25 protein-coding genes and 1 pseudogene are annotated in these 25,280 nt (G+C 67.2%); 10 read left to right on the top strand and 16 right to left on the bottom strand.

The window, feature by feature from the left end; genetic code table 11:
- Positions 1 to 133: 133 nt before the first annotated feature.
- From ACFE7D_RS05730 to ACFE7D_RS05710, 5 genes are read left to right on the top strand one after another with little or no spacing between them, the layout of a single operon-like run.
- Positions 134 to 1,135, top strand: coding sequence for a PhoH family protein (locus ACFE7D_RS05730; RefSeq protein WP_375394470.1), 1,002 nt, complete (start codon positions 134 to 136; stop codon positions 1,133 to 1,135).
- Between the two features lie 48 nt (positions 1,136 to 1,183).
- Positions 1,184 to 1,444: a type II toxin-antitoxin system VapB family antitoxin gene (locus ACFE7D_RS05725; RefSeq protein WP_375394469.1), complete on the top strand. Its 261-nt coding sequence runs from the start codon at positions 1,184 to 1,186 to the stop codon at positions 1,442 to 1,444.
- On the top strand, positions 1,441 to 1,839 hold the full coding sequence (locus ACFE7D_RS05720; protein ID WP_375394468.1) for a type II toxin-antitoxin system VapC family toxin: 399 nt from the start codon (positions 1,441 to 1,443) through the stop codon (positions 1,837 to 1,839). The genes ACFE7D_RS05725 and ACFE7D_RS05720 overlap by 4 nt, the downstream gene beginning before the upstream one ends.
- Positions 1,836 to 2,345, top strand: coding sequence for an rRNA maturation RNase YbeY (gene ybeY / locus ACFE7D_RS05715; protein WP_375394467.1), 510 nt, complete (start codon positions 1,836 to 1,838; stop codon positions 2,343 to 2,345). The genes ACFE7D_RS05720 and ybeY overlap by 4 nt, the downstream gene beginning before the upstream one ends.
- A gap of 9 nt (positions 2,346 to 2,354) precedes the next feature.
- Positions 2,355 to 3,257 (top strand): hemolysin family protein, encoded by a 903-nt coding sequence (locus tag ACFE7D_RS05710; RefSeq protein ID WP_375394466.1) that lies wholly within the window; start codon positions 2,355 to 2,357, stop codon positions 3,255 to 3,257.
- A 41-nt stretch (positions 3,258 to 3,298) separates the two neighbouring features.
- Here ACFE7D_RS05710 and ACFE7D_RS05705 read toward each other — a convergent pair whose 3' ends face one another.
- Positions 3,299 to 3,754, bottom strand: coding sequence for a peptidylprolyl isomerase (locus tag ACFE7D_RS05705; protein WP_375394465.1), 456 nt, complete (start codon positions 3,752 to 3,754; stop codon positions 3,299 to 3,301).
- 63 nt (positions 3,755 to 3,817) lie between these two features.
- On the opposite strand from ACFE7D_RS05705, the pseudogene ACFE7D_RS05700 reads away from it, so the two are divergent.
- Both ACFE7D_RS05700 and ACFE7D_RS05695 read left to right on the top strand, forming a co-directional pair.
- Positions 3,818 to 4,344, top strand: a pseudogene (locus ACFE7D_RS05700) (magnesium transporter); the annotation flags it as partial.
- Between the two features lie 31 nt (positions 4,345 to 4,375).
- Positions 4,376 to 4,789 (top strand): DUF1489 family protein, encoded by a 414-nt coding sequence (locus ACFE7D_RS05695; RefSeq protein WP_375394464.1) that lies wholly within the window; start codon positions 4,376 to 4,378, stop codon positions 4,787 to 4,789.
- A gap of 34 nt (positions 4,790 to 4,823) precedes the next feature.
- On the opposite strand, the gene ACFE7D_RS05690 is transcribed toward ACFE7D_RS05695, so the two are convergent.
- The 6 genes from ACFE7D_RS05690 to ACFE7D_RS05665 all read right to left on the bottom strand — a co-directional run bounded on the left by ACFE7D_RS05690 (position 4,824) and on the right by ACFE7D_RS05665 (position 10,328).
- Positions 4,824 to 5,519 carry a GIN domain-containing protein gene (locus ACFE7D_RS05690; protein WP_375394463.1) on the bottom strand — a complete coding sequence of 232 codons (696 nt, stop codon included), beginning with the start codon at positions 5,517 to 5,519 and terminating at the stop codon, positions 4,824 to 4,826.
- Positions 5,520 to 5,529: 10 nt separating this feature from the next.
- A complete protein-coding gene (locus ACFE7D_RS05685) occupies positions 5,530 to 6,270 on the bottom strand; it encodes a head GIN domain-containing protein (protein ID WP_375394462.1) in 741 nt (246 codons plus the stop codon).
- A gap of 117 nt (positions 6,271 to 6,387) precedes the next feature.
- Positions 6,388 to 6,921 carry a CarD family transcriptional regulator gene (locus ACFE7D_RS05680; protein ID WP_375394461.1) on the bottom strand — a complete coding sequence of 178 codons (534 nt, stop codon included), beginning with the start codon at positions 6,919 to 6,921 and terminating at the stop codon, positions 6,388 to 6,390.
- A 210-nt stretch (positions 6,922 to 7,131) separates the two neighbouring features.
- Positions 7,132 to 7,473 (bottom strand): ferredoxin FdxA, encoded by a 342-nt coding sequence (fdxA, locus tag ACFE7D_RS05675; protein WP_375394460.1) that lies wholly within the window; start codon positions 7,471 to 7,473, stop codon positions 7,132 to 7,134.
- Positions 7,474 to 7,543: 70 nt separating this feature from the next.
- Positions 7,544 to 7,858, bottom strand: a complete 315-nt coding sequence (locus ACFE7D_RS05670) for an RNA-binding S4 domain-containing protein (protein ID WP_375394459.1) — start codon at positions 7,856 to 7,858, stop codon at positions 7,544 to 7,546.
- Complete coding sequence (locus ACFE7D_RS05665; RefSeq protein ID WP_375394458.1) at positions 7,851 to 10,328, bottom strand: helicase-related protein; 2,478 nt, start codon at positions 10,326 to 10,328, stop codon at positions 7,851 to 7,853. Before ACFE7D_RS05665 ends, ACFE7D_RS05670 begins: the two co-directional genes overlap by 8 nt.
- Positions 10,329 to 10,527: 199 nt before the next feature.
- Between ACFE7D_RS05665 and ACFE7D_RS05660 the strand changes: the two genes are divergently transcribed.
- Positions 10,528 to 12,012 (top strand): M23 family metallopeptidase, encoded by a 1,485-nt coding sequence (locus ACFE7D_RS05660; protein WP_375394457.1) that lies wholly within the window; start codon positions 10,528 to 10,530, stop codon positions 12,010 to 12,012.
- A gap of 171 nt (positions 12,013 to 12,183) precedes the next feature.
- Here the strand turns inward: ACFE7D_RS05660 and ACFE7D_RS05655 are convergent, their stop codons facing one another.
- From ACFE7D_RS05655 to ACFE7D_RS05630, 6 genes are all read right to left on the bottom strand, one after another.
- Entirely contained in the window at positions 12,184 to 13,830 is a 1,647-nt protein-coding gene (locus ACFE7D_RS05655) for an ATP-binding protein (RefSeq protein ID WP_375394456.1), read from the bottom strand.
- Positions 13,831 to 13,935: 105 nt separating this feature from the next.
- Positions 13,936 to 14,655 carry a TIGR02186 family protein gene (locus ACFE7D_RS05650; RefSeq protein ID WP_375394481.1) on the bottom strand — a complete coding sequence of 240 codons (720 nt, stop codon included), beginning with the start codon at positions 14,653 to 14,655 and terminating at the stop codon, positions 13,936 to 13,938.
- A 38-nt stretch (positions 14,656 to 14,693) separates the two neighbouring features.
- Positions 14,694 to 15,608 (bottom strand): sulfite exporter TauE/SafE family protein, encoded by a 915-nt coding sequence (locus tag ACFE7D_RS05645; protein ID WP_375394455.1) that lies wholly within the window; start codon positions 15,606 to 15,608, stop codon positions 14,694 to 14,696.
- Between the two features lie 33 nt (positions 15,609 to 15,641).
- A complete protein-coding gene (locus ACFE7D_RS05640; protein ID WP_375394454.1) occupies positions 15,642 to 16,625 on the bottom strand; it encodes a hypothetical protein in 984 nt (327 codons plus the stop codon).
- The gene (locus tag ACFE7D_RS05635; protein WP_375394453.1) at positions 16,622 to 18,073 is read right to left on the bottom strand and encodes a glycosyl transferase family protein; all 1,452 of its coding nucleotides are present in this window, start codon (positions 18,071 to 18,073) and stop codon (positions 16,622 to 16,624) included. Before ACFE7D_RS05635 ends, ACFE7D_RS05640 begins: the two co-directional genes overlap by 4 nt.
- Positions 18,074 to 18,211: 138 nt before the next feature.
- A complete protein-coding gene (locus tag ACFE7D_RS05630) occupies positions 18,212 to 18,751 on the bottom strand; it encodes an outer membrane protein assembly factor BamE (RefSeq protein WP_375394452.1) in 540 nt (179 codons plus the stop codon).
- Between the two features lie 145 nt (positions 18,752 to 18,896).
- Here ACFE7D_RS05630 and ACFE7D_RS05625 point away from each other — a divergent pair, with 145 nt between their 5' ends.
- Positions 18,897 to 19,412 carry a ubiquinol-cytochrome C chaperone family protein gene (locus ACFE7D_RS05625; RefSeq protein WP_375394451.1) on the top strand — a complete coding sequence of 172 codons (516 nt, stop codon included), beginning with the start codon at positions 18,897 to 18,899 and terminating at the stop codon, positions 19,410 to 19,412.
- Positions 19,409 to 19,927, top strand: coding sequence for a DUF177 domain-containing protein (locus tag ACFE7D_RS05620; RefSeq protein ID WP_375394450.1), 519 nt, complete (start codon positions 19,409 to 19,411; stop codon positions 19,925 to 19,927). The genes ACFE7D_RS05625 and ACFE7D_RS05620 overlap by 4 nt, the downstream gene beginning before the upstream one ends.
- A gap of 16 nt (positions 19,928 to 19,943) precedes the next feature.
- Here ACFE7D_RS05620 and ACFE7D_RS05615 read toward each other — a convergent pair whose 3' ends face one another.
- The 3 genes from ACFE7D_RS05615 to ACFE7D_RS05605 form a co-directional block, all read right to left on the bottom strand.
- Positions 19,944 to 20,483 carry a histidine phosphatase family protein gene (locus ACFE7D_RS05615; protein WP_375394449.1) on the bottom strand — a complete coding sequence of 180 codons (540 nt, stop codon included), beginning with the start codon at positions 20,481 to 20,483 and terminating at the stop codon, positions 19,944 to 19,946.
- Positions 20,480 to 23,233 (bottom strand): ATP-dependent DNA helicase, encoded by a 2,754-nt coding sequence (locus ACFE7D_RS05610; RefSeq protein ID WP_375394448.1) that lies wholly within the window; start codon positions 23,231 to 23,233, stop codon positions 20,480 to 20,482. Before ACFE7D_RS05610 ends, ACFE7D_RS05615 begins: the two co-directional genes overlap by 4 nt.
- A 959-nt stretch (positions 23,234 to 24,192) precedes the next feature.
- Positions 24,193 to 24,744: a hypothetical protein gene (locus tag ACFE7D_RS05605; protein ID WP_375394447.1), complete on the bottom strand. Its 552-nt coding sequence runs from the start codon at positions 24,742 to 24,744 to the stop codon at positions 24,193 to 24,195.
- Between the last annotated feature and the right edge of the window lie 536 nt (positions 24,745 to 25,280).

Genomic DNA, 25,280 nt, shown 5'->3' with positions numbered 1-25,280 from the left:
CGGCAATGCAGCAGCGCTCAACCGACTTTGCTCTTCCGAACCGCTCCGTCGACGGTCGCCATTCACGTGGTTCGGCGATGAAACGAGCGAACTTCCGTAAACTTTGTAACCTTAGCGTCTTCGAAAGGACCGCATGAGCCGCAAGCCAGTGCCAGCACAAGCCGGCGATCGTTCCCGCCTCGAGCTTCTGTTCGACAAGCCGCAACTGCTCAGCACGTTGTTCGGCCAATATGACCGCAACCTGGTCGCACTGGAGAATCGCCTCGGCGTCTATATCACGGCGCGGGGCAATCGGGTCGGTTTGGAGGGCACGGCGGAACAGGTCGCGGTCGCGCGCGACGTGCTGAACGACCTGTACGCGCGGATCGGGCGCGGCGACGAGGTCGATACCGGGCTGGTCGATGCGTCGATCGCGATGGCGGCGGAGCCGGTGCTGCACGGCATCATCAAGGCGGATGCCGGACCCGGCGCGCCGCCGATCATGATCCGCACGCGCAAGAAGACGATCGTTCCCCGTACGCCCGCGCAGGCGCATTACATGCGCGAACTGATGACCAGCGACATGATCTTCGCGCTTGGGCCGGCGGGCACGGGCAAGACCTATGTCGCGGTGGCGCAGGCGGTGGCGCAGCTCATCAACGGCAGCGTGCAGCGGCTGATCCTGTCGCGCCCCGCGGTCGAGGCGGGCGAGCGGCTGGGCTTCCTGCCCGGCGACATGAAGGAGAAGGTCGATCCGTATCTGCGGCCGCTCTACGACGCGCTGTACGACTGCCTGCCCGCCGAACAGGTCGAGCGGCGGATCGCAAGCGGGGAAATCGAGGTCGCGCCGATCGCCTTCATGCGCGGACGCACGCTGGCCGACGCGTTCGTGATCCTGGACGAGGCGCAGAACACGACGCAGGCGCAGATGAAGATGTTCCTTACGCGGTTCGGCCAGAACAGCCGGATGGTGATCTGCGGTGATCCCAAGCAGGTCGACATCCCCGGCGGCATCGCGGCCTCGGGCCTGGGCGATGCGGTAACCCGCCTGGAGGGCGTGGAGAGCATTTCGATCTGCCGCTTCACCGTCGGCGACGTCGTGCGCCATCCGATCGTCGGGCGGATCGTCGAGGCGTATGAGGGGACGGACGGTTGATTTTCGGGATATTCCGAGGCATATTTTGAATATCCCGGAGGTCTTTCGATGGCATCGCTCTATATCAAGGACGAAGATACCGCCGCATTGGTCGGCCGCGTGGCGATGCGCAGCGGGATGACGAAGACCGCGTTGGTCAGGGAACTCGCGGCCGCGCGTGAGGCGGAACTCGATCGTCGCGATCATTCACGCTTATCGACCTATGAACTGCTGGAAAAAATCTGGCGAGATCATCCGTTGGGTGAGCCGACCGGCCTCGTGGCCGACAAAGCATTCTACGACTCGCTCAACGATGAAGAAGACGATTGACGGTCTTCGTCGATGCATCGGCCCTTGTGGCCATGGTCGTGAATGAACCCGAAGCGAAGGCGCTGAGCGAGCGTCTCGATGCCCATAATGAGCGGCTGTACTGCGCAACCGGCGCGTGGGAGGCGACGGTTGCGATCGCTCGCATCCGGAAGGTTTCTCTGGAAGAAGCGAGCGACGTATTGCTGCGGCTCTTGGCGGACCTGACCATTCGCCTTGTGCCCATCGACGAAGTGGAAAGTCGCATGGCGATTGCAGCCCAAGGTCGGTATGGCAAAGGCAGCGGCCACCCCGCCCGGCTTAATATGGGTGACTGCTTCGCCTATGCCTGCGTAAAGGCAAACGGTGCCGCCCTTCTCTACAAGGGCGACGATTTTGCCCGGACGGACCTCGGATGATCCAGATCGAACTCTCGCGCGAAGATCCATGGCCCGAGGGTGCCTGGGACGCGCTCGCCACGCGCGCGGCCAGCGCCGCGATCGCGGGCACGCCGCATGGGGAACTGCTCACCGATCCCGCGACGATCGAGATATCGATCCGCCTGACCGACGACGACCAAGTCCGTACGCTCAACGCGCAATACCGGCACAAGGACAAGGCGACCAACGTGCTGTCCTTCCCGATGATCCAGCCCGACCTGCTCGAGACCGTCACACAGAATTCCGACGACGGTGAAGTGCTGCTCGGCGATATCGTCCTTGCGTACGGCATCTGCGCGGCGGAGGCGGCCGCGAACGGCGTGTCGGTCGAACATCACGCCACGCATTTGGTGGTGCACGGCACCCTGCATCTGCTAGGCTATGACCATCTGGGGGACGGGGAGGCCGACGCCATGGAGGAGATCGAGCGCGCAGCGCTCGCCTCGCTCGGCATTGCGGATCCCTATCTCGTAATCGAGGATTGATCCGCCGCAATGGCAGAGGACCGAAGTAGCGCCGGTGGCGGCGACCCGAACGAGAATGGAATCTGGCGCGGACTGAAGGCGCTGATCTTCGGCGGCGGCGTGGAGGAATCGCTCCGTGACCAGCTCGAGGACGTGATCGACCGGCACGAGGACGATCCCGCCCCCGACGCGGCCGGCGATCTCTCGCCGCTGGAGCGCCAGATGGTGCGCAATCTGCTGCATTTCGGCGAGCGCGACGCGGGCGATGTCGGTGTCCCGCGCGCCGATATCGTCGCGGTCGAGGAGGGCACGTCGTTCGACGATCTGGTCCGCATCTTCGCCGAAGCGGGGCACAGCCGCCTGCCCGTCTACCGCAACAAGCTCGATACCATCATCGGCATGGTCCATGTGAAGGACGTGTTCGCGATTCTCGCGACCGGTGCGCCGCACCCGCCGATCGCGGCGCTGATCCGCGAACCGCTCTACGTCCCGATGTCGCGCGGTGCGCTCGATCTGCTTGCCGACATGCGGCAGAAGCGGGTTCATCTGGCGATCGTGCTCGATGAATTCTCGGGCACCGAAGGGCTGGTCACGATCGAGGACCTGATCGAGGAGATCACCGGCGATATCGAGGACGAGCATGACGACGCGCCCGAGGCGCTGCTCGTGCCGATCGAGGGTGACGCATGGGAAGCCGATGCGCGGGTCGAATTGAAGGATGTCGCGGAAACCGTCGATCGGCGGCTGGCGGAGGCGGACGGCGATGTCGACACGCTGGGCGGGCTCGCCGCGCTGCTCGCGGGGCGGGTACCGGCGGTCGGCGAATGCATCGATCACCCCAGCGGCTGGAAGCTAGAGGTGACCGAGGCGGACGAACGGCGGATCAACCGGCTGCGGCTGCATCCGCCGACCGGCGCGGTTGCGGACGACTGATGCCGTCGTCGCCCCGGCGCGACGCAAGGGTGACGACAGGTTTACGCCGCGCGCATCTTCACGATCTTGCCGGGTTCACGCGGCGGTTCGCCCTTGGGCAGCGCGTCGATCAGATCCATGCCGTCGGTGACTTGCCCCCAGACGGTGTACTGGCCGTCGAGGAAACGCGCATCGTCGAATACGACGAAGAACTGGCTGTTCGCGGTGTCGGGCTGGTTGGTGCGTGCCATCGAACAGACACCCCGGACATGCGGCTCCTTGGAGAATTCCGCCTTCAGGTTCGGCTTGTCGGAGCCATGCATGCCGGTCCCTGTCGGATCGCCGCCCTGCGCCATGAAGCCCGGGATGACGCGGTGGAACACGACGCCGTCGTAGAAGCCGTCATTTGCCAGCGTGACGATCCGCTCGACATGCGAAGGTGCCAGATCGGGGCGAAGCTTGATCGTCACGTCCCCGCTTTCCAGCGTCATCGTCAGCGTTTCCGGGGTATCGGCCATCGTTCGTCTCCATGAAATGATCGCGCGCAGATAGGGAACCGGGGCGCGGCTGGCAAATGATGACCGCTCGGGCTGACCGTCCGGACGCGCGTCGTCTGGCTGGTCATCAATCTCGGCACCGCGATGGTGGCGGCGGGTGTCGTGGGGTTGTTCGAGGGAGAGATCGCGAAGTTTGCGTTGCTCGCCGCCTTGATGGGGATCGTATCCGGCATGGCGGCAATGCGGGGACGCAGACGCTCGCGGTCGTCGTCCGCGCGATGGCGACCAACCAGCTGACCAATTCGAACACGATGTGGATGATCCTTCGCGAATTCCGCATCGCGTTGGCCAATGGCATGTTGCTCGGGGTGCTGATCGGGGGCGGGACGATCCTCATCTATCGCAACGTGCCGTTGGGGATCGTGTTCGGGCTGTCGATCCTGATCAACAATCTGGTCGCGGGACTGTCGGGTGTGCCGATCCCGATCGGGCTGGAGCGGTCGGGGGTCGATCCTGCGGTATCGTCCGCGGTGTTCGTGACGATGATGACCGACTGTCCGGGTTTCTTCGCGTTTCTGGGGCTTGCCGCGCTCTGGGGATTGCGCGGTTGATCGCAGACGCAGCGTGGCCCATCTGGCGGACGTGCCCCTTCACCTCACCAAGGTCGCGTTCGGTGCGACGAGCCTCGAAATCCTGACCGACCGGTTGAACCTGCGCGCCGAGGCGGGGCCGCTGTTCCTGACGACCCGGTATCTGCCGAAGCGGCATACCGAGATCACGGGGCCGGACGGCGAGGGGTCACTGTACTGGATCATCAAGCACCAGCTCGTCGCCCGCTCGCCGATCACCGCGTTCGGCGAGGCGGAAGGCGGCCGAGTCGCGATCCATCTCGCGCCGGGTCTCGTCCTGGTGCAGCCGCGGCCCAAGCGGGCGCACCAGGGCTGGCGGTATCTGGAGGGCGCAGACGCACCCGTCGACCTGGGCGAAGGGGCGGGCGGCGTCGCGGCGATGCCGGCGGTTCTGGTCGGGAAACTGGCGGAACTCGCGCTGATCTGATCCGGCAATCGTGCAATTGTCGGGTCACTTCGCGTTATTGCGCGGGCCCGCAGGCCACCGGCCCGCCGGCCGCGGCGCGGACGGTGCATTTCGGGTCGCCGAGCACGGTAACGCGCCCCAGCCCGACATCGTCCACCGTCGCGGTATAGCGCGCGCGCGCCTGGATGGTGCCGGGTCCGTCGAGCCGGACGAACAGGTCGCCCGCATCGAGCGCAGCCGCGTCGATCGTGCCGGTGCCGTTCGTCGCCAGCCGGGCCCGGCCGGTGCGGCCCGCGATGCCGATCGTCCCCGCGCCGATCACCGTGGCGTTCAGCGAGTCGCCGCTCGCCTCACCGACGACGATGCTGCCCGCGCCGGTGACCGACAGGTCGATCCGGTCGCCGCGCATTTTCGTCACCGACAGCGTTCCGCCGGCGACGACGAGCGCGCCGGCGAGGTCGATCGTGCCCAGACGGACGACGATCGGCGTGGTCGGTGCGGCGCGGTGCTGTTCAGCCCAGCCGCCGATCCCGCGCCGGATGACGAGCGTGTTGCCGTCGGTCTGCAATTCGACCGTCTCGATCGCGCTCGCCTCGCCGGCGATCGTCCCGCCCGGCGATCGGCCGGTGTCGATATGGACCTCGAACGGGCCGTCGATCCGCACCCGGTCGAAACTGCCGATCGCGACGCGCCGCTCCGCGGCATTGGCGGGCGTGGCGATGAGGGCGAGCAGGAGGAGGGCGCGGATCATGATGCCATGCCTATCCGTAATGCACCGCGCCCGCGCCCATCTTCGTCACGCTGCACTTCGCGCCGCCGGTAATGGTGACGTCGCCGGATCCCATGATCGTCACTGCCGCGGTCTGCGTCACGGTCGCGGCGATCTTGCCCGCGCCGGCGATCGAGATATCCGCGGTCTGCGCCGATAGCGGCGTCGCCTTGATGCTGCCCGATCCGCCGATCGACACCGACAGCGCCTGCGTCGTTCCCGCCGCGGCGATATCGCCCGATCCGCCGACGTTGAAGCTGGCCTTGCCGACCTTCATCGCGGCCACGTCCAACTTCCCCGACCCGCCGATATTGCCTTCGAACGCCTTGCCCTCGACCCGGTCGATCGCGATCGTGCCCGACCCGCCGATCCCGGCACCCGTAATCGCCGGCATCGTCACGACGAAATGCAGCTTGCCGCCGTCGCCCCAGCCGTCGCCGCTGCGGCGACCGATATCGAGCGTATGGCCGTCCTGCGTGATCTTGACCTTGTCGAGCAGATCGGGGCTGCCCGTCGCGGTCAGCGAGAAAGCGGGGCCGACATGCACCTGGACATCGCCCGCACCGCCGATGTCGATCGCGTCGAACCCTGACACCGTCCAGTGCCGCTCGCCGCCCGTGCCGGCCGCGGCGATCCCGGGCTTTCCATCGTCGTCCGTATTCCAATGCGCCGAACAGGCGGCAACGGGCGCGGCAAGTAGCAGCAGGGTGACGGCGGGGCGCAGACGGTTCACGGCAAATCTCCTGTGTATTGGTTATATAATACACAGGGTCGTTACGCACGCAAGCCACGAAAAAGGGCGACCCGTCGCCAGGCCCGCCCTCATATCGTTCAGGCGGAACCAATCGGCTCAGGCCGGCAGCTTGTCCTTGTTGTAGATCGCAGCCGATGCGCGGAGGATCTCCAGGATCTTCTCCTGCGCCTTGGGCTCGTCGATCTCTTCCATCGCGCCCAGTTCGCGCGCGAGGCGGCTGGTCGCCGCTTCGAAGATCTGACGCTCGGAATAGCTTTGCTCGGGCTGGTCGTCGGCACGGAACAGATCCCGGACCACTTCGGCGATCGACACCAGGTCGCCCGAATTGATCTTCGCCTCATATTCCTGCGCGCGACGCGACCACATGGTGCGCTTGACCTTCGGCTTGCCCTTCAGCGTCTCCATCGCCTCGCGCATCGTCTTGTCGGACGACAGCTTGCGCATGCCGACGCTTTCGGCCTTGTTGGTCGGCACGCGGAGCGTCATCCGCTCCTTCTCGAAGCGAAGCACATACAGTTCCAGCTGCATGCCGGCGATCTCCGATCGTTGCAGCTCTATCACGCGGCCGACGCCGTGCTTTGGGTAAACGACATAGTCACCGACATCGAAGGACAGCGCCTTGACAGCCATATTGGGCCTTTCCGGGTCAACTCCCGCGATGCGTGGCCTGCGCGGAACATCCGCGGGGCGTAGGTCGCCAGGAGGAAGGTGGGGTCGAACGTCTCCGTACCGGGCCGCACGCCGCGGTGCACCCGTTGCGACGACTTTAACATACCGGCAATAAAATTACCAGCCGGCTGAGTCAGCAGCACTGCCTTTGCAGCGCTTCACGGCACGATATCAGTCGCCCTTGCCGGGCTCGGGCGTAAAATATTTGGTGTATTTGTCGGTCCCGCCCTTGTGCTGGTCGGCATCGGCGGGGGTCTGCCCGGCATTGCGCGTTACATTGGGCCACTGCGCCGAGAACGTCGTGTTCAACTCCAGCCACTGCTCCAACCCGCTTTCGGTATCGGGCAGGATCGCCTCGGCGGGGCATTCGGGTTCGCAGACGCCGCAATCGATGCACTCGCTGGGATTGATGACCAGCATCGTCTCGCCTTCGTAGAAGCAATCGACCGGACAAACCTCGACGCAATCCATGTACTTGCAGCGGATGCAGGCATCGGTGACGACGTAGGTCATTGCGAGAGGCTCCCTGGCGGCCGATGGACGGCGGCGACAATCGTGCTGCTATGCGCAGGTCCCGGCCTCGTCAATCGATCGGCGCTTGCTGCGAGACGTTCGCACCATGTGGCGCATCGATGAGCTCGTCATAACAGCCCTGCGCCTCCGCCGCCGGTCCGCGCCGCACCGGCAGGGCGGATATGCGGATCACCCGGATCCGGCCATGCGCGGCGAACGTCAGGACGTTGCCGATACGCACCGCGGCATGCGCACGGTCCACCGCGCGCCCGTCGATCCGCAGATGGCCGTCCTCGGCGATGTCTTGCGCGACGGTGCGTGATGCGGCGAGCCGGACCCACCACAGATAGCGGTCCAGCCGCATCGTCACCATCCCCTCAGCCATACAGCCGGAGACTCGCGAGCGCGGCAAAAGCATTGTCGGGATCATGCGTCGCCGCCGCGCGCTTCGCCGGCGTGCGTCCGCGCCATATCCAGCGCGGCACGTCTTCGCCCGCCACCGCGCGGAACCCCAATTCGGTCATCAGCCGGTCGAGCGTCGCCGGCTCGAGCCCGATCGACGTCGACAAGGCCGCGTCGGGCGCGAACGGCGCGCGGCCCTGCCGTGCATCATGCGCGGCGCGCGCGATCCGTTCGACCAGGTCGATCCGCACAGCCTGCTGCCCAAGCGGACGGAATCCCGCATCGGGTGCGGCTGCGCCACGCGGCAGGACGGTCGCGCCGTCGGGCGACAGCGCCGGCGCTGCCCCGCGCAAGCCCATCAACATCCGCCGTAACCCCGCCACGCGCGGTTTCAACAGGCGCGGATCGTAGAGATCGAGCGCACCGATCACCACACCCATTCGCCGCAATCCGCGCCGCTCCTCGATCGACAGCGCGTCGATCGCGGTGCGGTGCGCCAGCCGGGGCGCGATCCCGCCCGCCGCCTCGAGCATCGCCGCGACCGCGCGAAGCGACGCGCTCGCCTGCGGGTCGCGCGCCGCGGCGGCGAGTGCCACCAGCGCGGGAAGCCGTTTCGCCAGCAGCGCCGACAGCCATCCGGTCAGCCGCGCGTCGACCTTGTCGCGCATCGGCCGGTCGAGACAGTCGAGCGACCGGTCGAGCGCGATCTTCGCGCGCACGAGCGACGGGCCGGCCGCGACCGCCGCGACGACATGCCCGGCCCAGTGCACATCGGCGCCGTCCAGCACGAACGCGTCGTCCGGAGCCGCCAGCAACGCCTCGGCCCGCCGACGCCGCTCGCCCGCCAGCCTTTTCTCCGCCGCCGCCAGCAACAGCCGCTTGTCGCCGGCGCGCGCGTCGCCCGCAACGGTGAAGCGGAACCCGTCGAGCTGCCCGATCACATGCTCCTCGACCATCACCTCGCCTTCCGCGCCGATGACGACGGGCAACGCGGACGGATCCGCGCCGATCTGGCGAAGCAGCGCGGTGGTGCGCTTGTCGACGAAGCGTTGCGTCAGGCTCGCATGAAGCGCGTCGGACAGCCGGTTCTCGATTGCGCGCGTCCGCTCGGCCCAATGCGCCGGGTCGGCAAGCCAGTCGGGACGCTGCGCGATATAGGCCCAGGTCCTGGCCGATGCGATCCGCCCCGCCAGCACCTCGACATCGCCCGCCACCGTATCCAGTCGCGCTATCTCGTCCGCGAACCATTGGTGCGGCAGATGGCCGTTGGCCTCGCTCAAATATCCGAACAGCCGCGCGACGAAGCGGGCATGCGGATCGAGCCCGACCTTGCGGAAATCGGGAACGCCGCACGCCGCCCACAACCGCGCGACCATCGACGGCGCACGCGTGCGGTCGCGGACCCAGCCTTCCTCCGCCAGCCGCTTCAGCACCGACAGGTCGATCGCTTCGGGTGCCGCGCGCAGCATACCTGCGGGCGGCCGCGCTTCCAGACTGGCGACCAGCGCGTCGATGCTTGAGAGATCGGGTTCGCCGTCGCGCCAATAGAGGTGATCGAGCCGGGGGAAGCGATGCTCCTCGATCGCCAGCACCTCCTCGGGCAGGAACGCACCGGGGCCTTCTTCGGCGATCGCGCCGAACGTCCCGTCGCGCTGATGTCGTCCCGCACGGCCGGCGATCTGCGCCATCTCGGGCGTGGTCAGTCGCCGCTGCCGCCGACCGTCGAATTTGCTGAGCGATGCGAACGCGACGTGCGCGACATCCATGTTCAGCCCCATGCCGATCGCATCGGTCGCGACGAGGTAATCGACCTCGCCCGCCTGAAACATCGCGACCTGCGCGTTGCGAGTACGCGGCGACAGCGCGCCCATCACCACCGCCGCGCCGCCGCGCAGCCGCCGCAGCATCTCGGCGACCGCATAGACCTCCTCCGCGCTGAACGCGACGATGGCGGAGCGTTTGGGCAGGCGGCCGATCTTCTTTGCGCCGACATAGCTCAGCGTCGAAAAGCGCGGTCGGCCGACGATCTCCGCTTCGGGCACCAGCATCTTCACAACCGGGCGCAGTGCCTCGGACCCGAGGATCATCGTCTCCTCGCGCCCGCGCGCGCGAAGCAGCCGGTCGGTGAAGACATGGCCGCGTTCGGGGTCCGCACCCAGCTGCGCTTCGTCGATGCCGACGAAGGCGACGTCGTGTTGCGGCATCGATTCAGCGGTGCACAGAAACCAGCGCGCATCGGGGGGAACGATTTTTTCCTCGCCCGTCACCAGCGCGACCCGCGACGCGCCCTTTTCGCGCACCACCCGGTCGTAGACCTCGCGCGCCAGCAGGCGGAGCGGGAAGCCGATCATGCCGCTGGAATGCGCGCACATCCGTTCGACCGCCAGGTGCGTCTTGCCGGTATTGGTAGGCCCCAGCACCGCGGTGACGGTGCCCGTATCGCGGCTGGTCATGGATGCGAACATCGGGCTTTGCGGAGGCGCGCGCAATGGCGTCGCGCGAAACGAACCGGCGCATCCGCAAAACGCTCCGCCGCAGCACGGGTCGCGCAAGTACCAAGGTTAATTTGACTTTAGCGAATCGCCCGCAATAGCGTCGCATCCGGCGCCGGGGGAAACGGCGACGTTCCGACGGAGCGCGGCCGACTTGTTCTTGCGTAACGAATCTGGGTTCGAACTGGCCGGCGGCACCGCCGCGCGCGGGTTCGCTCGCCCGGCAATCGACCGTTTGCCCGTCACGGGCTGGCGCACGCTCGGCGACCGGACGCGCGGGATCGACTGGGTGCCCGATCTCGGGATGCAGGTCGGGACGCGCGACTGGTGGCGTGGGCTGTCGACCTGCACCGCGCTGTGCGCCGCAACCTGGGCGCTTTCGCCGCCGCTGCACCGACCGATCCCGGCGGCGGTGCCTGCCCCGATGACGTCGTCCGAATGGGACGAGGCGCGCGCGCAGGGGATCGCGCCGCTCGCCTGGGGTGGCGATACCGGGCGGCGGATGGCGGCGAACGACCTCGTCCGTCCGCTGGCCGAGGTTCCCGAGCGGCCCAGCGTCGACCTGACCGCGACGCTCGGCGACGGCGATTCGCTCGACCGCGCGCTGGTCCGCGCCGGGGTGGGACGCCTCGATGCCGACGCCGCGGCGCGGCTGGTGGCGCAGGCGGTGCCGCTTGGCGATCTGGTGGCCGGCACGCGCATCGCGCTGACGCTCGGCCGGCGAGCGGACAAGCGTGTCGCGCGGCCGCTGGAGACGCTCTCGCTGCGCGCGCGGTTCGATCTCGCACTGACGCTCGGCCGCGCCGCGCAGGGACTGACGATGACGCGCCAGCCGATCGCCGTCGACAACACCCCGCTTCGCCTGCAGGGCCTGGTGGGCGCCAGCCTCTATCGTTCGGTCCGTGCCGCGGGTGCTCCGGCGCGCGCGGTCGAGGCGTTCATCAAGGCGATCGCCACCAGGATATCGGTCGGCCGGGATATTTCGTCCGCGGACGGCTTCGACCTTGTCATTGCCCGCGCGCGCGCCGCGACCGGCGAGAAGCGGATCGGCGACCTGCTGTTCGCCGGCATCGATCAGGGATCGAAAAAGGTCCAGCTCGTTCGCTGGTCGGGCGACGACGGCGACGGCGATGACGCCAGGACCAGCTGGTTCGACGCCGCCGGGACGGGCGAACGCCGCGGCATGGGCACCCCGGTCGCGGGGCATATCACGTCCACCTTCGGGTGGCGGATGCACCCGATCCTCGGCTTCATGAAGCTGCACAAGGGCGTCGATATCGGCGCATCCTATGGATCGCCGATCTATGCGGTGAAGGATGGCACCGTATCCTTCGCCGGCCGTGCAGGCGGCTACGGCAATTTCGTCAAGCTCGCGCACGCCGGCGGGCTGGAGACCGGCTATGGCCATATGAGCCGGATCGCAGTGTCGCCCGGCAGCCATGTCGCCCGCGGGCAAGTGATCGGTTATGTCGGCTCGACCGGCATGTCTACGGGTCCGCACCTGCACTGGGAGGTCTGGCGCGGCGGCGTCTCGGTCGATCCGCGGCGGCTGTCTTTCGACAGTGTCGCGCAACTGACGGGCGCGCAATTGCGGGCGTTCAAGGCGCATGTGGCCGGGTTGCTGGCGGTGAAGCCGGGGGTCTGAATTTCGTCATCCCGGGCTTGTCCCGGGATCCAGGGTTACTGAGGTGTACGTTTGCGGCTCTGGATGCCGCGCCGAGCCCGGCATGACGGTGTCATATGACGCCGGCCTGCGGCTCGTTTCACGAGCCGAGTAAAACCGGCGATCCGCCCCCGGCGGATCGCTCTCTCGGTTTTACTTCCCCTGCGCCCGCCAGCGTTGGATGGTGCGGGCGATGATCTGGTCCTCGCCGCCGACATTGCGCCACAGTTGCGAGAACAGGGGATCGCCGGATGCCGGGCGCTTGCCTTCCTCCAACGCGTCGAAGCTCACGCGGATCGGCACCGCGACGCCTTCGCCGCAGACGATGCATTCGCGGTTCCTCAGCGCCGGGATCGCATCCAGGAACCCGCGCGCGCCCTCGGGCATCGCGGCGCGCACAAAGGCCTGATCGCGTTCGTTGTTGAGGCGCATCGCGATGATCGTGCCGCATTGCGACAGCACGCCCTCCTCCAGATCGGACGGACGCTGCGTGATAAGCCCCAGGCTGACGCCGTATTTGCGGCCCTCCTTGGCGATGCGGCTGAGGATGCGGCCGACCGACGATGTCTCGCCGTTGCTCGGGATGTAGCGATGCGCTTCCTCGCAGACGAGGAGGATCGGGCGTTCGGGTTCGTTGCGCGACCAGATCGCGAAATCGAACGTCATCCGCGACAGGACGGCCACCACGACCGACGTGATTTCCGACGGCACGCCCGACACGTCGACGATCGAGATCGGTTTGCCGTCGCCAGGCAGGCGGAAGATGCGCGACAGGAATGCCGCCATCGTGTCCGCGACCAGCATGCCCGAGAACATGAAGCCGTAACGCGGATCGGCCTTCACCTCGTCGATCTTCATCTTCAGTCGCAGATAGGGGGCGGTATCGCCCGCACGGTCCATCTTGCCCATTTCCAGATTGATGAGGCTGGTCAGGTCGCTCAGCAGATAGGGGATCGGCGCATCGACCGTCAGCTTGGCGATTTCCTGCCCCAGGCGGCTCTTCGCCTTGGCCATCAGCAGGCATTTGGCGAGAATGTCGGAATCGATCTGCCGTTCCTGCCCGGTGGTCGTCAGGAACACCTCGCAATGTTCCTCGAAATTCATCAGCCAATACGGCATCTGCAGATTGGTGACGTCGTAGATCGCACCGGTGTTGCGGAACGCCGCGGCATATTCGCCGTGCGGATCGATCATGACGATATGGCCTTCGGGTGCCAGCTCGCAGATACGGTGGAGGATCAGCGCGGCGCTGGTCGATTTGCCGGTACCGGTCGAGCCGACCAGCGCGAAATGCTTCCCCAGCATCGCGTCGATATAGAGCGCGGCGCGGACGTCACGAGTCGGATAGACGTTGCCGATCGCGATATGCGCGCGGTCGTCCGCGGCGTAGATCTGTTTCAGGTCCGCGGTCGCGACCGGATAGACCTCGCAGCCGGGAATCGGGTAGCGGGTGACGCCGCGGCGGAAATTGTAGAGCTTGCCCGTCAACCGCTCCTCGTCGCCTTCGCCGAGAAAATCGATTTCGGCGCGGACCCCGTCATTGTCGAGATCGAGCGTCAGGCTTCGCACATTGGCGACCAGCCACTGGCCGCCGACACGCATCTTGATCTGGCTGCCGAGCGTGCCCGCCGCAGCGATCATCGGATCGCCGTCCTGCGCGAGCGCGGCGACCGCGGTGCGCTGGAACAGCAACGTGCTCGACGCACCGGCGATCGCGATGACGACCCCGATCGGTGCCATCGCCGCGCCGCCCGTCGGCAGGGCGTTGGCGAAGGCCGCTGGCATCGGCATCATGTTCATCGGATCGGGTCCTTGCGGGTCATGTTGCTGGTCATGGCCGCGAACCGGTAAATTTAGCGTTCAGAGCATTTTGCGGACGCGCCGTCGGCGTGTTCGGACGGATGCTCAGACCCGCCGCGCGATCCATCCCGCGCCCCAGCCGAGCAGTACCGACAACGCCACCGCGGTCAGGCCATAGCGGATCGCCGATCGGTCCGCGGCGCGTGCGACGAATCGTTCGAACCCCGATTTGCGGATATCGATATCGCGCACCGCCGCGGTCAGCACGCGGCCGTCGCGGATCAGGAAAGTCTCCGCGGTGAACCGTCCGACCGGCACGCGCGCCGGGATCGTGAGGCGCGCGCGGTACAGCACCCCATCGGTCACGGCGACCGCATGCGGGTCCTCGAAATACAGCCCCGACCGCCGTTTCACATCGACCAGCCCGCGCGCGAACCGGTCCTGCACCGCGGTCGCGGCATTGGAGGCGGGGGACAATTGCAGGCTGTCGAGCCCCAATTCATAGATCGCACGCGTCCGATCGTCGACCAGCTGCCCGATCGGCCGCGACGATGCGATCGCGTAGAAACTGGGCGCGGACCGATAGCGCAACCGATCGGCATTGACCCAGATGCCGGCGACCTTTTCCTTTTCGCGGATCAGGATCGATTGCGTCGGCCCTTTTACGACGACCACGATATCCGCAGGCGATTCGCCTTGCGGCAGATGTCCGCCAGGGTAGAGGATCGCGCCGAACAGCAGCATGTCCGCACCGTGGAAGCTGTAGGCGATCTCGATATCGCGCTGCGACACGTCGGGGACGAGGACCGGCTTTTCCGCCGCCATCAGTAGCGGCGCGAGCAGCGGCAGAGCATAGCCGTTCCTCACGACAATTCGATCGTGAACAATTCGTCGGGTCGCCACACCAGCCCCAGAAAGATGCGCAGACCAACCAGCAGCACGATGACCGCGAGCGCGAGGCGCAGATATTCGGGGCGCGCCCTGGACGCGAAGCGCGTCCCGACCTGTGCGCCGATCACCGACCCGAGCAGCAGCAGCGCGGCGAGGACGATATCGACCGCCTTGGTCGTCGTCGCGTGCACCATCGTCGCGACCGCGGTGACGAACAACGTCTGGAACAGCGACGTGCCGACGACGACCGACGTCGCGACGCCGAGCAGATAGATCATCGCGGGCACCAGGATGAATCCGCCGCCGACGCCGAGCAGGATCGTGAGGATCCCGGTCACGAATCCCAGGATCAGCGGCGCGAGCGGCGAGATATACAGCCCGGATTTGTAGAAGCGCGTCCGTAGCGGGAGCGCGGCGACGATCGGATGGTGGCGGCGCTTGCGCGGGCGTGGCGGCTTGCCGCCGCGGCGGACGCCGATCGCGCGGACCGATTCGGTCGCCATCAGCATGCCGATGAACCCAAGCATCAGGACATAGACGACGCCGATCACGGTATCGATCTGCCCGAGTGCCTGAAGCAGCCGGAACAGCCATGCGCCGAACAGCGACCCGACGACTCCGCCGGCGACCAGCACCCCGCCCATCTTCACATCGACCCCGCTTCGTCGGAAATGCGCGAGCACGCCCGACACGCTGGCCCCCGTCACCTGGCTGGCGGACGATGCCGCCGCGACCGTCGGCGGGATGCCGTAGACGATGAGGATCGGCGTGGTCAGGAACCCGCCGCCGATCCCGAACATGCCCGACAACAGCCCGACCGCGCCGCCAAGCGCGACGATGAAGATCGCGTTGACCGACAGATTGGCGATTGGCAGATACACGTTCACGGATGCGATGTTAGCCGCTGGACCGCGACGCGGCTAGAAGTCGCTGCCGATCGTGAAGGCCGGGCCGGAACCGGGACGCGCATCGCCGGCGATACGCTCCCGCCAATCCGCCGACAGCCGGATCGTGCGGCGGCCGACCGGGACCACCGCGCCGATCGTCGGCCCGAGATCGAGTCGTGCCGCGCCCTTTTGCGCGCTGCCCCAGACGCCCGCGCCGATATCGATCCGCACCGGCCCCCGATCGACCAGCGGGTGCGTCGCGCGCGCGGCGGCATCGACGAATCCCTCGACCCCGTCGCGCGCGATCGCACCGGCCTGGCCATAGGCCTCGACCCGGACGCCGGGGGCGACGAGGCCCGGCCCATAGCCGCCGATGATGCCGACCGTCGGTCCGCCCTTGCCGCCATCGAGGACGAACCGCTGTTCGGCGATCAGATGGAACGGCAGCCGCGTCGGTTTCCAGTCGAGCCCGACCGCCGCCTCCTTGCCGCGTCCCGAAAGCGGCGTCGCCAGGCGGGCCGCGATCGCGACCCGGCGCGCGTCGCCGAGCGCATAGGTCAGCCGCACCCCCGCCTGCGACGCCCCGAGCTGCCCGCCCGACAGCGTTCCGCTCGGGCCGCCGCGCGCGAGCATCCAGGCGCTTCCCGCCAGGCGACCCGGTCCCGCGACCGGCCCGGGGCGAAGCGGCGGCCCGATCACGCCTGGCGTGCGGGCAGGCACCGATTGTGGGTCGGATTGGATCGCCGCGATATCCGCCGCGGTACCGCGGGTCGTGGGCAGCGAAACGGGCGCGGCCATCGGGGCGGTCGGCGGCGTGTGCTCGACCCGCGTCGCTGGTTGGAGGGTAGGTTCCGGTGCTGGCATCGGCATCGTCGATGCGAGCACCGGCGGCAGGACCGCACGCGCCAGCGCCCGAAGCGGTAGTGTCTCCGCGGCGGGCCACAAGGCGGCAACGCGGAACAGGGTCCATCCGCCGGCGGCGCTCCCCAGGAACCGCAGCGGCCGACCGTCCTTCACCGGGTGCGCAGGTCGTGGGCGTCGGGAAAGGCGTGACGCGTCTTGTCCCAGACCATCGGCGCGCCGCGCAGCATCGCGACATACCGGGTCAGCGCACGCCGGGCAGCGAGCAATGCGACATAATTGCCGACGACGAAGCGCGGCACCGACCACCAGGCCTCCCGCCATCCATAAGCCCGCCCGGTAAACGCCATCCGCATCGCCAGCCGCCACCCGAGCAGCATGAGATTGACCTCGACCAGCCAGTCGGGCCCTCCCGGCATCGGCCATCGGACCGCCCATCCCCAGTGGATCGCACCGACAATCCCCCAGCCGAGGAGCGCGGCATAGGCGAAGCCGAGGACGATGACCGCCAGCGGCGCACGCCGGTCGCGCATCCGCATCCAGTGATCGCCGATCCGGTGCCACCGCGCCCAGCCGGTGCGATCCCACCCCGCCAGCGCGATGCCGGTCATCCAGCGCGCCTTCTGCCGAACCGCGGCGTCGATCCGGTCGGGAAAGAAGGCTCGTACCGCGACCAGCATGTCGTCGGCATCGCGGACCCGGGCAAAGGCTGCGCGACCGCCAAGCTCGGCGATGCGAAGGCCCAGTTCATAGTCCTCGGTCAGGCTGCTCGCATCGAACGGGTCGCCGCCGCGCATCCGTGCGATCGTCGCCAGCATCGGCACCGCTATCGCGCAGCCGGTCCCTGCCAGTGGCATCCCCGCGCCGAGCGACCGCCGGACAATGACACCCTTGCCGTGATTTTCCGCGAACTCGTCTGCATAATGGCCTGACACCAATCGCGAGGATCGTTTGATCAGCGGCACGACGGGCAGTTGCACGACGCGATGATCGACGATGAACGTCTCGAACACGCGCAGCTCGTCCCGGTGGACGACATCCTCCGCATCGTGAAGCACAACCGCGGTCGTCGTGGTGCCCGTCCGCGCATCGGCACGCTGTAGCGCACGCCAGAGCGTGTTGAGACAATCCGCCTTTGTCGTCGGGCCGTTCTTCTCACCGATCACCAGAATGATGCGCGGGTCGGCTTCGGCGACGCGCGCAGCAGCGTCGATAGAGCCGCGATCGTTCGGGTAGAGTCCGACGAATATGCGGAAGTCCGGGTGATCCAGCGTCGTGCTGGCGGTAGCGAGCATCTGCCCGATCACCGCCGCCTCGTCCCACGCGGCGACGAATACCGCGAATCGCGACCGCAACGCCGGTGCCGGCAGGTTCGCCATTGGGGTGTCAGCGCCCTGCCCGAACCAGCGATGGCGAAGGAACAGCAGATCGACCAGCAGATCGTCGATGCCGCCGATCAGTAGCCCCGCCGCCGCGAACAGCGTGATTTCACGCAAAACCGCGTCGATCGCGCGAATCGCCTCGTCCATTGGTGCCCCCGCCCCCGTGCCGACGCGACGATAGGGCCCGGCATTCGAGGAACAATCGGCCGCGTCCAACAACATGATCGGTTATCGATGCAAATCAACGCAGGATCGTGCGTTATCCGTGCCGGACGGCACGGCCGCGCCGATGCGTAACATGCCGCGCAGCCTATATTTCGAGGCTCGATCGGCAAGCCATGGAATTGCGGGACCCGCAGATCAGGGGGTGTTGCGACCCCTGCCGCCGCCATTGGGCGAACCGCCGCCATCGCTGGACCCGGGGCCGCCACCCGCACCGACGGTGCCGATATTGCCGAACAGATCCTGGAAGAAACCCCGCTTTCGGCCAAGCGTCGGCGTCGTCTTGCCATACATATGCACCGAATTGACTTGATCGAGCCCGCTGCGCCGGATCGTGGTGACGTTGCCTGCCGGATCGAAACTGATGTCGAGCGCGATCTGGGTGATCGCGTGCGGATTGCGGAACCCGTAATTCTTGCTGTCGCGTGCCAGATAATACCAGTCGCCCTTGTCGAACTGCGCCGAGAAGGTCGGTTTGCCGAGCGTCTGGAGTACCGACTGGCGGTTGTCGACGCCGGGCTGCACCGAATTCACCAGATCGGTATCGATGATATAGCCCTGGTGGGACCGGATCTGCGTGCAGCCCGCAGCACCCAGCGCAGCGACCGCGATCAGCCCCAGCCGGGCGATACGCCCCGATCCGGCATAGTGGCCCGGCCATGTGAAACGGGATGTCATGATATTCTCCGAGGCGGCACGCAAGGACACGGTCGCGCGATTGCATCCGCGGCCGATCGCCTCGATATGCGCAGAAGCGCGGACAGACAAGCCGCGCCCGTCACACCACGAGCGGAAGCGACACGCATTGGGCTGGATCGAAACGTTGACGACGCGATTTGGGATCGGGCGGTCCGGCAAGACCCGCGCCGCGACGCTGCCGCTGTACCAGGCGAGCGTCGCGCGCGCGCGCGAGGCGCATTGGTACGAGGCGGGGGCGGTGCCCGACACCGTCGACGGCCGGTTCGACATGGTCGCGGGTATCCTGACGTTCGTCCTGCTGCGGCTGGAAACCGCGCCGGAGGGACCCGAGCCATCCGCCCGGCTGACCGAACGCTTCGTCGACGACATGGACGGGCAACTGCGCGAGATCGGGATCGGCGATATCATCGTCGGCAAGCATATCGGCCGGATGATGTCGATGCTCGGCGGCCGCCTCGGTGCGTATCGTGCCGGGCTCGCACCGGGCGGCGATCTGGAAGGCGCGCTGATCCGCAACGTCTATCGTGGCGAAGCGCCGTCGCCGGCCGCATTGGCGCATGTCGCAAGCCGTCTGCGCCCATTCCACGCCGCGCTCGCCGCGACCCCCGTCGCCGCGATCCTGGCGGGAATGCTGCCATGACCCCGGAATTCCATCGGCCGGTCCGGATCGATACGATCGGCGAGCGCGATCGTGCGGTCGAGATCGAGGCGAACGAAGGCGAACGCGCCGCCCTCGCTCGCCGGTTCGGGCTCGTCGCGGTCGATCGGCTGAGCGGGACGTTCGGTGTGCGGCGCGAAGGCGACGGCATCCTCGCCTCGGGCAGCGTCGGCGCATCGGTGGTACAGGCCTGTTCGGTGACCGGCGATCCGATCGCCGTGACCGTCATGGAGCCCGTCGCGCTTCGCTTTGCCGACGAAATGACGAGCGAGGGTGACGAGGTCGAACTGTCGGTCGATGCGCTCGACATCCTGCCGATCGAGGACGGTGCCGTCGATCTCGGCGAGGCGGCGGCGGATACGATGGCGCTGGCGCTCGACCCTTTTCCGCGCAGTCCGGGGGCCGCCGCCGCGCTGAAGGCGGCGGGCGTGGTGAGCGAGGACGAAGCGATCCACGGACCGTTCGCGGATCTGAAGGCGAAGCTGGGGCAAGCCTGAGCGCGCGTCATCGCGGTCAGTCCGCGTCCGGCCCAAGCGTCGGATCGAGGTCGCGCGGTCGTACGAAGCGTTCGAGCGCCCCGCCGCCAGGGCGGACATCGGTCCAGCGATCGACGGCGAACGTCATCCGCGCGACGCTGGCGGTCGGGTATTTGTCCTCGACCGCGTCGCGCAAAGCACCTGCGCTTTCGGGCACCAGCCACAGCACCAGATCCTCCAGCCCGGGATTATGCCCGACCAGCAGCACGTCCCCCACCGCCCCCGGCAGATCGCGGACCACGTCGAGCAGCGTGACGGCGGAGGCCAGATAGATGCGCCGGTCCCAGGCGGGGGCGAGCGTCCGGCCCAGCCCGCGCTGCACCTCATCGAGCGTTTCGATGACTCGTACCGCCGGCGAGGCGACGACATGGTCGAAGTCCGCCGACCGACTGCGCAGATGCGCCCCCATCAACGCCGCGGCGCGCTTGCCCTTGCCGTTCAGCGGCCGGTCGAAATCGCGTGCCACCGTGTCGGTCCAGTCCGACTTGGCATGGCGGAGCAGCGTCAGGGTCTTCATGGCGCGCCTTCCCGGACCGGTTCGCCGCGGTCTTGCCCGAGTGCGGAGCCGGAGGAAAGCCGCGATGCGACGCGTCGTACCGCTTCGTCCAGCGTCACCCGCAGGGTGCCGACCCCGGGCGGGAAGGCGGTCAGCAGGCGCGACGGCATCGCCGCCGACAGCAGCACGAACGCGCCGTGATCGTCGCCGCGGCGGATCAGTCGTCCGAACGCCTGCGCCAGCCGCGCGCGCACGATCCGGTCGTCATAGGCGGAGCCGCCCCCGACTTCGGTGGCCGCCAGCCGCCGCGCGGCGTGGAGCACGGTCGGCTTGGGCCAGGGCACGCCTTCCATCACCACCAGCCGCAACGACCGGCCGGGTATGTCGACCCCGTCCCTGAGCGCATCGGTCCCGATCAGCGACGCGCGCGGATCGTCGCGAAAGATATCGACCAATGTGCCCGTATCGATCGGATCGACATGCTGCGCCATCAGCGGCAGGCCATCTCGTGCAAGCCTGTCGGCTATACGCGCGTGAACGGCGCGCAGCCGGCGGATCGCGGTGAACAGCCCCAATGTCCCGCCATCCGCCGCGACGATCAGCCGCGCATAGGCATTGGCGAGCGTGGCGACGTCGCCCCGCTTGACGTCGGTGACGATCAGCACCTCGGACTGGCGGGCATAGTCGAACGGGCTCGCGGCGGCGAAATGGGTCGGCGGGCGTGCCAGATGCCGCGCGCCGCTGCGCGCATCAGCGATGTCCCAGCCCTCCGCGCCGCCCCCGCCGCCGCCGGTCAGCGTCGCGGAGGTGACGAGTGCGCCATGCGCGGGTTTCAGCACCACCTCGGCCAGCGGGCGGGTCGGATCGAGCCAGCGGCGGTGAAGACCGATGTCGAATTCGCGGCCCTCGATGCGGTCGACCGCCAGCCAGTCGACGAAATCGCCGTCCGCCGGGCCACCGATCCGCGACAGCAGGGCGAGCCACGCCGCGACCGTGTCCGCACGCCAGCCGATCGAGGCGATCGCGCCTTCGATCCGCGCGCGCGCCGGGCCGTCCATCCAGTCGGGCCCTTCCGCCAGCACCGCCTCCAGCCGCCGGCCGAGTGTCACCAGCGGGCGCACCAGCGCGTCCAGCGCGGCGGCGGCGGGGGCGGCGGCATCGATCAGTTCGGGTGACGGTTCGGCGAGTTCGGTCTCCAGCCCATAGCCCGCATCGCCGCCCTGTTCGGCACGCGCATAGGCAAGCCCGCGCACCGCCGACAGCAGCACCTCGATCGCGCCGAAGGGCTGACCCTCGCCCAGCCGCTGCAGCCATCCGTCCGACGCCAGCGCGCGCGCGGCATCGACCGCATCCGCGATCGCGCGCGCGCCGCCCTCGTCATAGCTCGCGACATCGGACAAGCGCGCCGCCAACCCGCGCCGCCGCCCGCGCCCGCCCGATTCGGGGCCGGTGATCCAGCGCCGCAGCTCGATCGTCTCCTGGCCGGTCAGCGCGACGCCGAACATCGCATCCGCCGCGTCGAACAGATGATGCCCCTCGTCGAACACGTAGCGTGTCGGCCGCGCCGCCAGTTCGCGCCCGCGCGCGGCGTTGACCATCACCAGCGCATGGTTGGCGATGACGATATCCGCTTCCGCCGAGGCGCGTGCGGCGCGTTCGATGAAGCATTTGCGGTAATGCGGACAGCCGGCATAGACGCACTCGCCGCGCCGGTCGGTAAGGGCTGCGGGGCCGTTGCGGCGGAACAGCGTCGGCAGCCAGCCGGGCAGATCGCCACCGACCATGTCGCCGTCCGCGCTGTACGCCGCCCAGCGCGCGACCAGTTGCGCGAGGATCGCCGCGCGGCCCTGGAACCCGCCCTGCAGCGCATCCTCCAGGTTCAGCAGGCAGAGGTAGTTCTCGCGGCCCTTGCGCGTCACCACCTTCGTCCGGCGCACCGCCTCATCGGGGAACAGCCGCGCGCTTTCCTGCCCCAATTGGCGTTGCAGCGCCTTGGTATAGGTCGACACCCACACCGCGCCGCCCGCCTCCTCCGCCCAAAGCGAGGCGGGGGCCAGATAGCCGAGCGTCTTGCCGATCCCGGTGCCCGCCTCCGCCAGCACCAGATTGGGCGAATCGCGCACCGCCCGCGGGCCGAACGCCGCCGCAACCGCCTCGGCATAGGCACGCTGGCCCGGACGCTCCTCCGCGCCGTCGCCGGTCAGCTGCGACAGCCGGGCATCGACCGCGGGCAGATCGACCGCGACGGTGCGCGGGGCGGGGCGGGGGGCAGACTCGTCCCATTCCGGCAGTTTCGAAAACAGCCAGCGCTCGTTCTCCGCCGGTTTCGCGATGCGGTCGGCCAGCGCGGGGGCCCAGGGCCAGCCGAGCCGCCCGAGCGACCGCATCGCGGTCCACGCCCCCTCCCGCTCGGGCCAAGGGGTCTTTGCGCCGCCGCCCGCCAGCCCCATCAGCGCTTCGGTGGCGGCGAGCAGGAACGGCGCGACCGCGGCATCGTCCACCGGCGGATCGATCCCCGCCGCCGCCGCCAGCCCCTTCGCGGTCGGCACCATGAAGCGTGCCGGCCGCAGGAACGCGAACAGCTCGAGCAGGTCGAGCCCCGACAATTCGGCATAGCCCAGCCGCTGCCCGACCAGAGCCGCGTTCAGCAGGATGACCGGCGTATCCGCCGCGATCCGGATCGCCTCGCCCCGCCCGACCTGCCGCGTTCCGGTCCGGTCGGCGATCCAGATGCCGGCATGACTGGCGTGGAGGGCGGGGTGGGGAAGCACCGCGGAACGATGCGCGATACGGAACGAAAGAGCAACCTGCGGGTGGCTTCCGGCGGCGTGGGGCGGCCGCCAAATCCCCCTTGATTCGCACTACGATTGCACGAAATGCATTCGGAAGTGGAGGAACCACACGCCACGTCACGCCGGAAATCACCTCCCGACAGGTCGGACGGGTATTGGAAGGAGAACCGCCGCGAGATGCATGTCGCCGACATGCGCGAGGACGTGGCACGGAAAATCCAACATAGCGAGGGGATGTTATGATGGCCGCGTTCGCTCAAGGCCGTCCTTCTCGACCCAACGACTTCAGCTTGCAGCTTGTGGAGCGTATGCACGATCATGCTCGTCCACTTAGTGCCGAAGAGTCGAGGATGCGGCGCAAGGTTCAACCACCGGTGGAGTCTATCGCCGCCGGGGAAGCGAGTTCATGGAGTCCGCGCTGCTGACCACGTCGCGCCGATTGCGACAGATTGGCGGGGGAGATCGCCAGCATGGACGCTCTGCCCGTACTGATGCTGCATCCGCTTAGCCGCCCAGCATCGGCAGTCAATCAAGGAACTGGGGCTCTGCCTTGCCGACGACGAGATGCGGATTGAGGCGGGTGCCTCGGCTACGCAAACTGATCGATCAGGTCGTGGCAACACCATCTAAGGGGGGCGGTCGCGCTGTTAATCCGGAGATCGTGCGCCGGATCGATGAGATACCGCGGCTGGCGCAATATCGAACGCCGCTAATTACGGCAGAGCGCGCAGGTTCTCGATAATCTTAGCCTGTTGCTCGGCTCTCAAAGTTGAGGGCTTTTCGGCCTCGATGTAGTTCGCAATTTTAGTAGCTAGCGATTTGCTGATCCTGCCCCGGGTTTGAGCTGCATCCAGCTCCGCAGACGGAAATGTCGTCAACCGGCTACAATCAAGAAGGGGTTTATCCCCTTGACGTACGTATGATCCAAATCTGGTATTTCAGAGCGGTAAGCTATTTTGGGTTTTGCTAGCGAGAAAGCCGTTTTGAAACTGTAGGATCATGCTGGAGCCGTCTGGGTTGCCCCATGTGTATGTCTGGTAAGAACCAACGCCGGGGATCTGACTGGACGACTGCTCAACCCCTGGCGTGCCTACAGAAGCCGCCACCTGATCGTGAGTCATACCCAAACGGACCTGTTCGTATATCTCGCGGGTAACGAGATGTTCGTCGACCGGCGTCGCCTCGACAACCGGCGCGGGTGGTGAAAAACCGACCGGCGCTGACTGATCGCAATCGTGCCAATCATAATCGACGGGCAGCACGCGATCATCTGAATAAGTCCAACACGTTCCGCGGTTCTTAAGGTCTTCGAAAGCGGCGTCTCGCTTGCGGCACGTGGCATCGTCGAACGAATGTGCACCCCCTTGGCACTCGGCTGCGTCAGCAAGCGCTTGCTGTTCAAGGTCGCTCAAAGAGGGTTTAATGACCTGTGCCGATCGCATCGCCGGTACATCCGACCCCCAATGCGTTCCAATCGCGACAGCCGCCATGGCTGCCAGTAGTACAAAGACCACTCGCATACGTCGTCCTACGTTCAGACCCGGCCGGAGTCGGGTGGTTGAACACGTGCGAACGTAGGCGAGCACGCCCCGCCTATTCGCCCTTTCGGGCTGTTATATTTGGCGGGCCGCCCGACATGAGCGGACCTACGTTCAGCGCCGTGCGCACCGTCTCAGGCTGTTCAGACCCGAGCCGATAATTATAGAATAGCGGATTATCGTGCAGACTCAAAGGGCTGCTGGCATTGACTAAATTGTCAATGGTTTCAGTGAGTTATGGAGCGCGTCGATTCGACAGCGGCCATAAATTATGGCATAAACAATTCACGCCGGTCAGCTTGCAGGCTGACCGGCGTGATTGAAGGCTTCGGGAATCCACCCCGCGGCCGGTCGGATACCTTCTAAGGAAAGGAACCCAACGATGCTCATCTTGAGTATTGCGCTGGCGCTATGCGCGCTGGCTATCCTCTTAAGGCACTAGGACGCGGTGACATTTTAGGGATTCCACTGAGCCGATAGTTCTGATT

The sequence above is a fragment of the uncultured Sphingomonas sp. genome, assembly GCF_964244235.1.
Lineage (GTDB): Bacteria > Pseudomonadota > Alphaproteobacteria > Sphingomonadales > Sphingomonadaceae > Sphingomonas.
Note: the sequence above shows the minus strand (reverse complement) of the source record. Positions and strands in the feature narration are given on the sequence as shown.

Excerpts from the sequence above, each read along its gene's own strand:
- ACFE7D_RS05670 (WP_375394459.1), bottom strand. The coding sequence starts at position 7,858 with ATGGCTGAGGGGATGGTGACGATGCGGCTGGACCGCTATCTGTGGTGG.
- ybeY (WP_375394467.1), top strand. The coding sequence starts at position 1,836 with ATGATCCAGATCGAACTCTCGCGCGAAGATCCATGGCCCGAGGGTGCC.
- ACFE7D_RS05655 (WP_375394456.1), bottom strand. The coding sequence starts at position 13,830 with ATGAACATGATGCCGATGCCAGCGGCCTTCGCCAACGCCCTGCCGACG.
- ACFE7D_RS05605 (WP_375394447.1), bottom strand. The coding sequence starts at position 24,744 with ATGGCGGCTGTCGCGATTGGAACGCATTGGGGGTCGGATGTACCGGCG.
- ACFE7D_RS05725 (WP_375394469.1), top strand. The coding sequence starts at position 1,184 with ATGGCATCGCTCTATATCAAGGACGAAGATACCGCCGCATTGGTCGGC.
- ACFE7D_RS05650 (WP_375394481.1), bottom strand. The coding sequence starts at position 14,655 with ATGGCGGCGGAAAAGCCGGTCCTCGTCCCCGACGTGTCGCAGCGCGAT.
- ACFE7D_RS05620 (WP_375394450.1), top strand. The coding sequence starts at position 19,409 with ATGACCCCGGAATTCCATCGGCCGGTCCGGATCGATACGATCGGCGAG.
- ACFE7D_RS05615 (WP_375394449.1), bottom strand. The coding sequence starts at position 20,483 with ATGAAGACCCTGACGCTGCTCCGCCATGCCAAGTCGGACTGGACCGAC.
- ACFE7D_RS05710 (WP_375394466.1), top strand. The coding sequence starts at position 2,355 with ATGGCAGAGGACCGAAGTAGCGCCGGTGGCGGCGACCCGAACGAGAAT.
- ACFE7D_RS05680 (WP_375394461.1), bottom strand. The coding sequence starts at position 6,921 with ATGGCTGTCAAGGCGCTGTCCTTCGATGTCGGTGACTATGTCGTTTAC.
- ACFE7D_RS05665 (WP_375394458.1), bottom strand. The coding sequence starts at position 10,328 with ATGACCAGCCGCGATACGGGCACCGTCACCGCGGTGCTGGGGCCTACC.
- ACFE7D_RS05705 (WP_375394465.1), bottom strand. The coding sequence starts at position 3,754 with ATGGCCGATACCCCGGAAACGCTGACGATGACGCTGGAAAGCGGGGAC.
- ACFE7D_RS05635 (WP_375394453.1), bottom strand. The coding sequence starts at position 18,073 with ATGTTGTTGGACGCGGCCGATTGTTCCTCGAATGCCGGGCCCTATCGT.
- ACFE7D_RS05630 (WP_375394452.1), bottom strand. The coding sequence starts at position 18,751 with ATGACATCCCGTTTCACATGGCCGGGCCACTATGCCGGATCGGGGCGT.
- ACFE7D_RS05690 (WP_375394463.1), bottom strand. The coding sequence starts at position 5,519 with ATGATCCGCGCCCTCCTCCTGCTCGCCCTCATCGCCACGCCCGCCAAT.
- fdxA (WP_375394460.1), bottom strand. The coding sequence starts at position 7,473 with ATGACCTACGTCGTCACCGATGCCTGCATCCGCTGCAAGTACATGGAT.
- ACFE7D_RS05730 (WP_375394470.1), top strand. The coding sequence starts at position 134 with ATGAGCCGCAAGCCAGTGCCAGCACAAGCCGGCGATCGTTCCCGCCTC.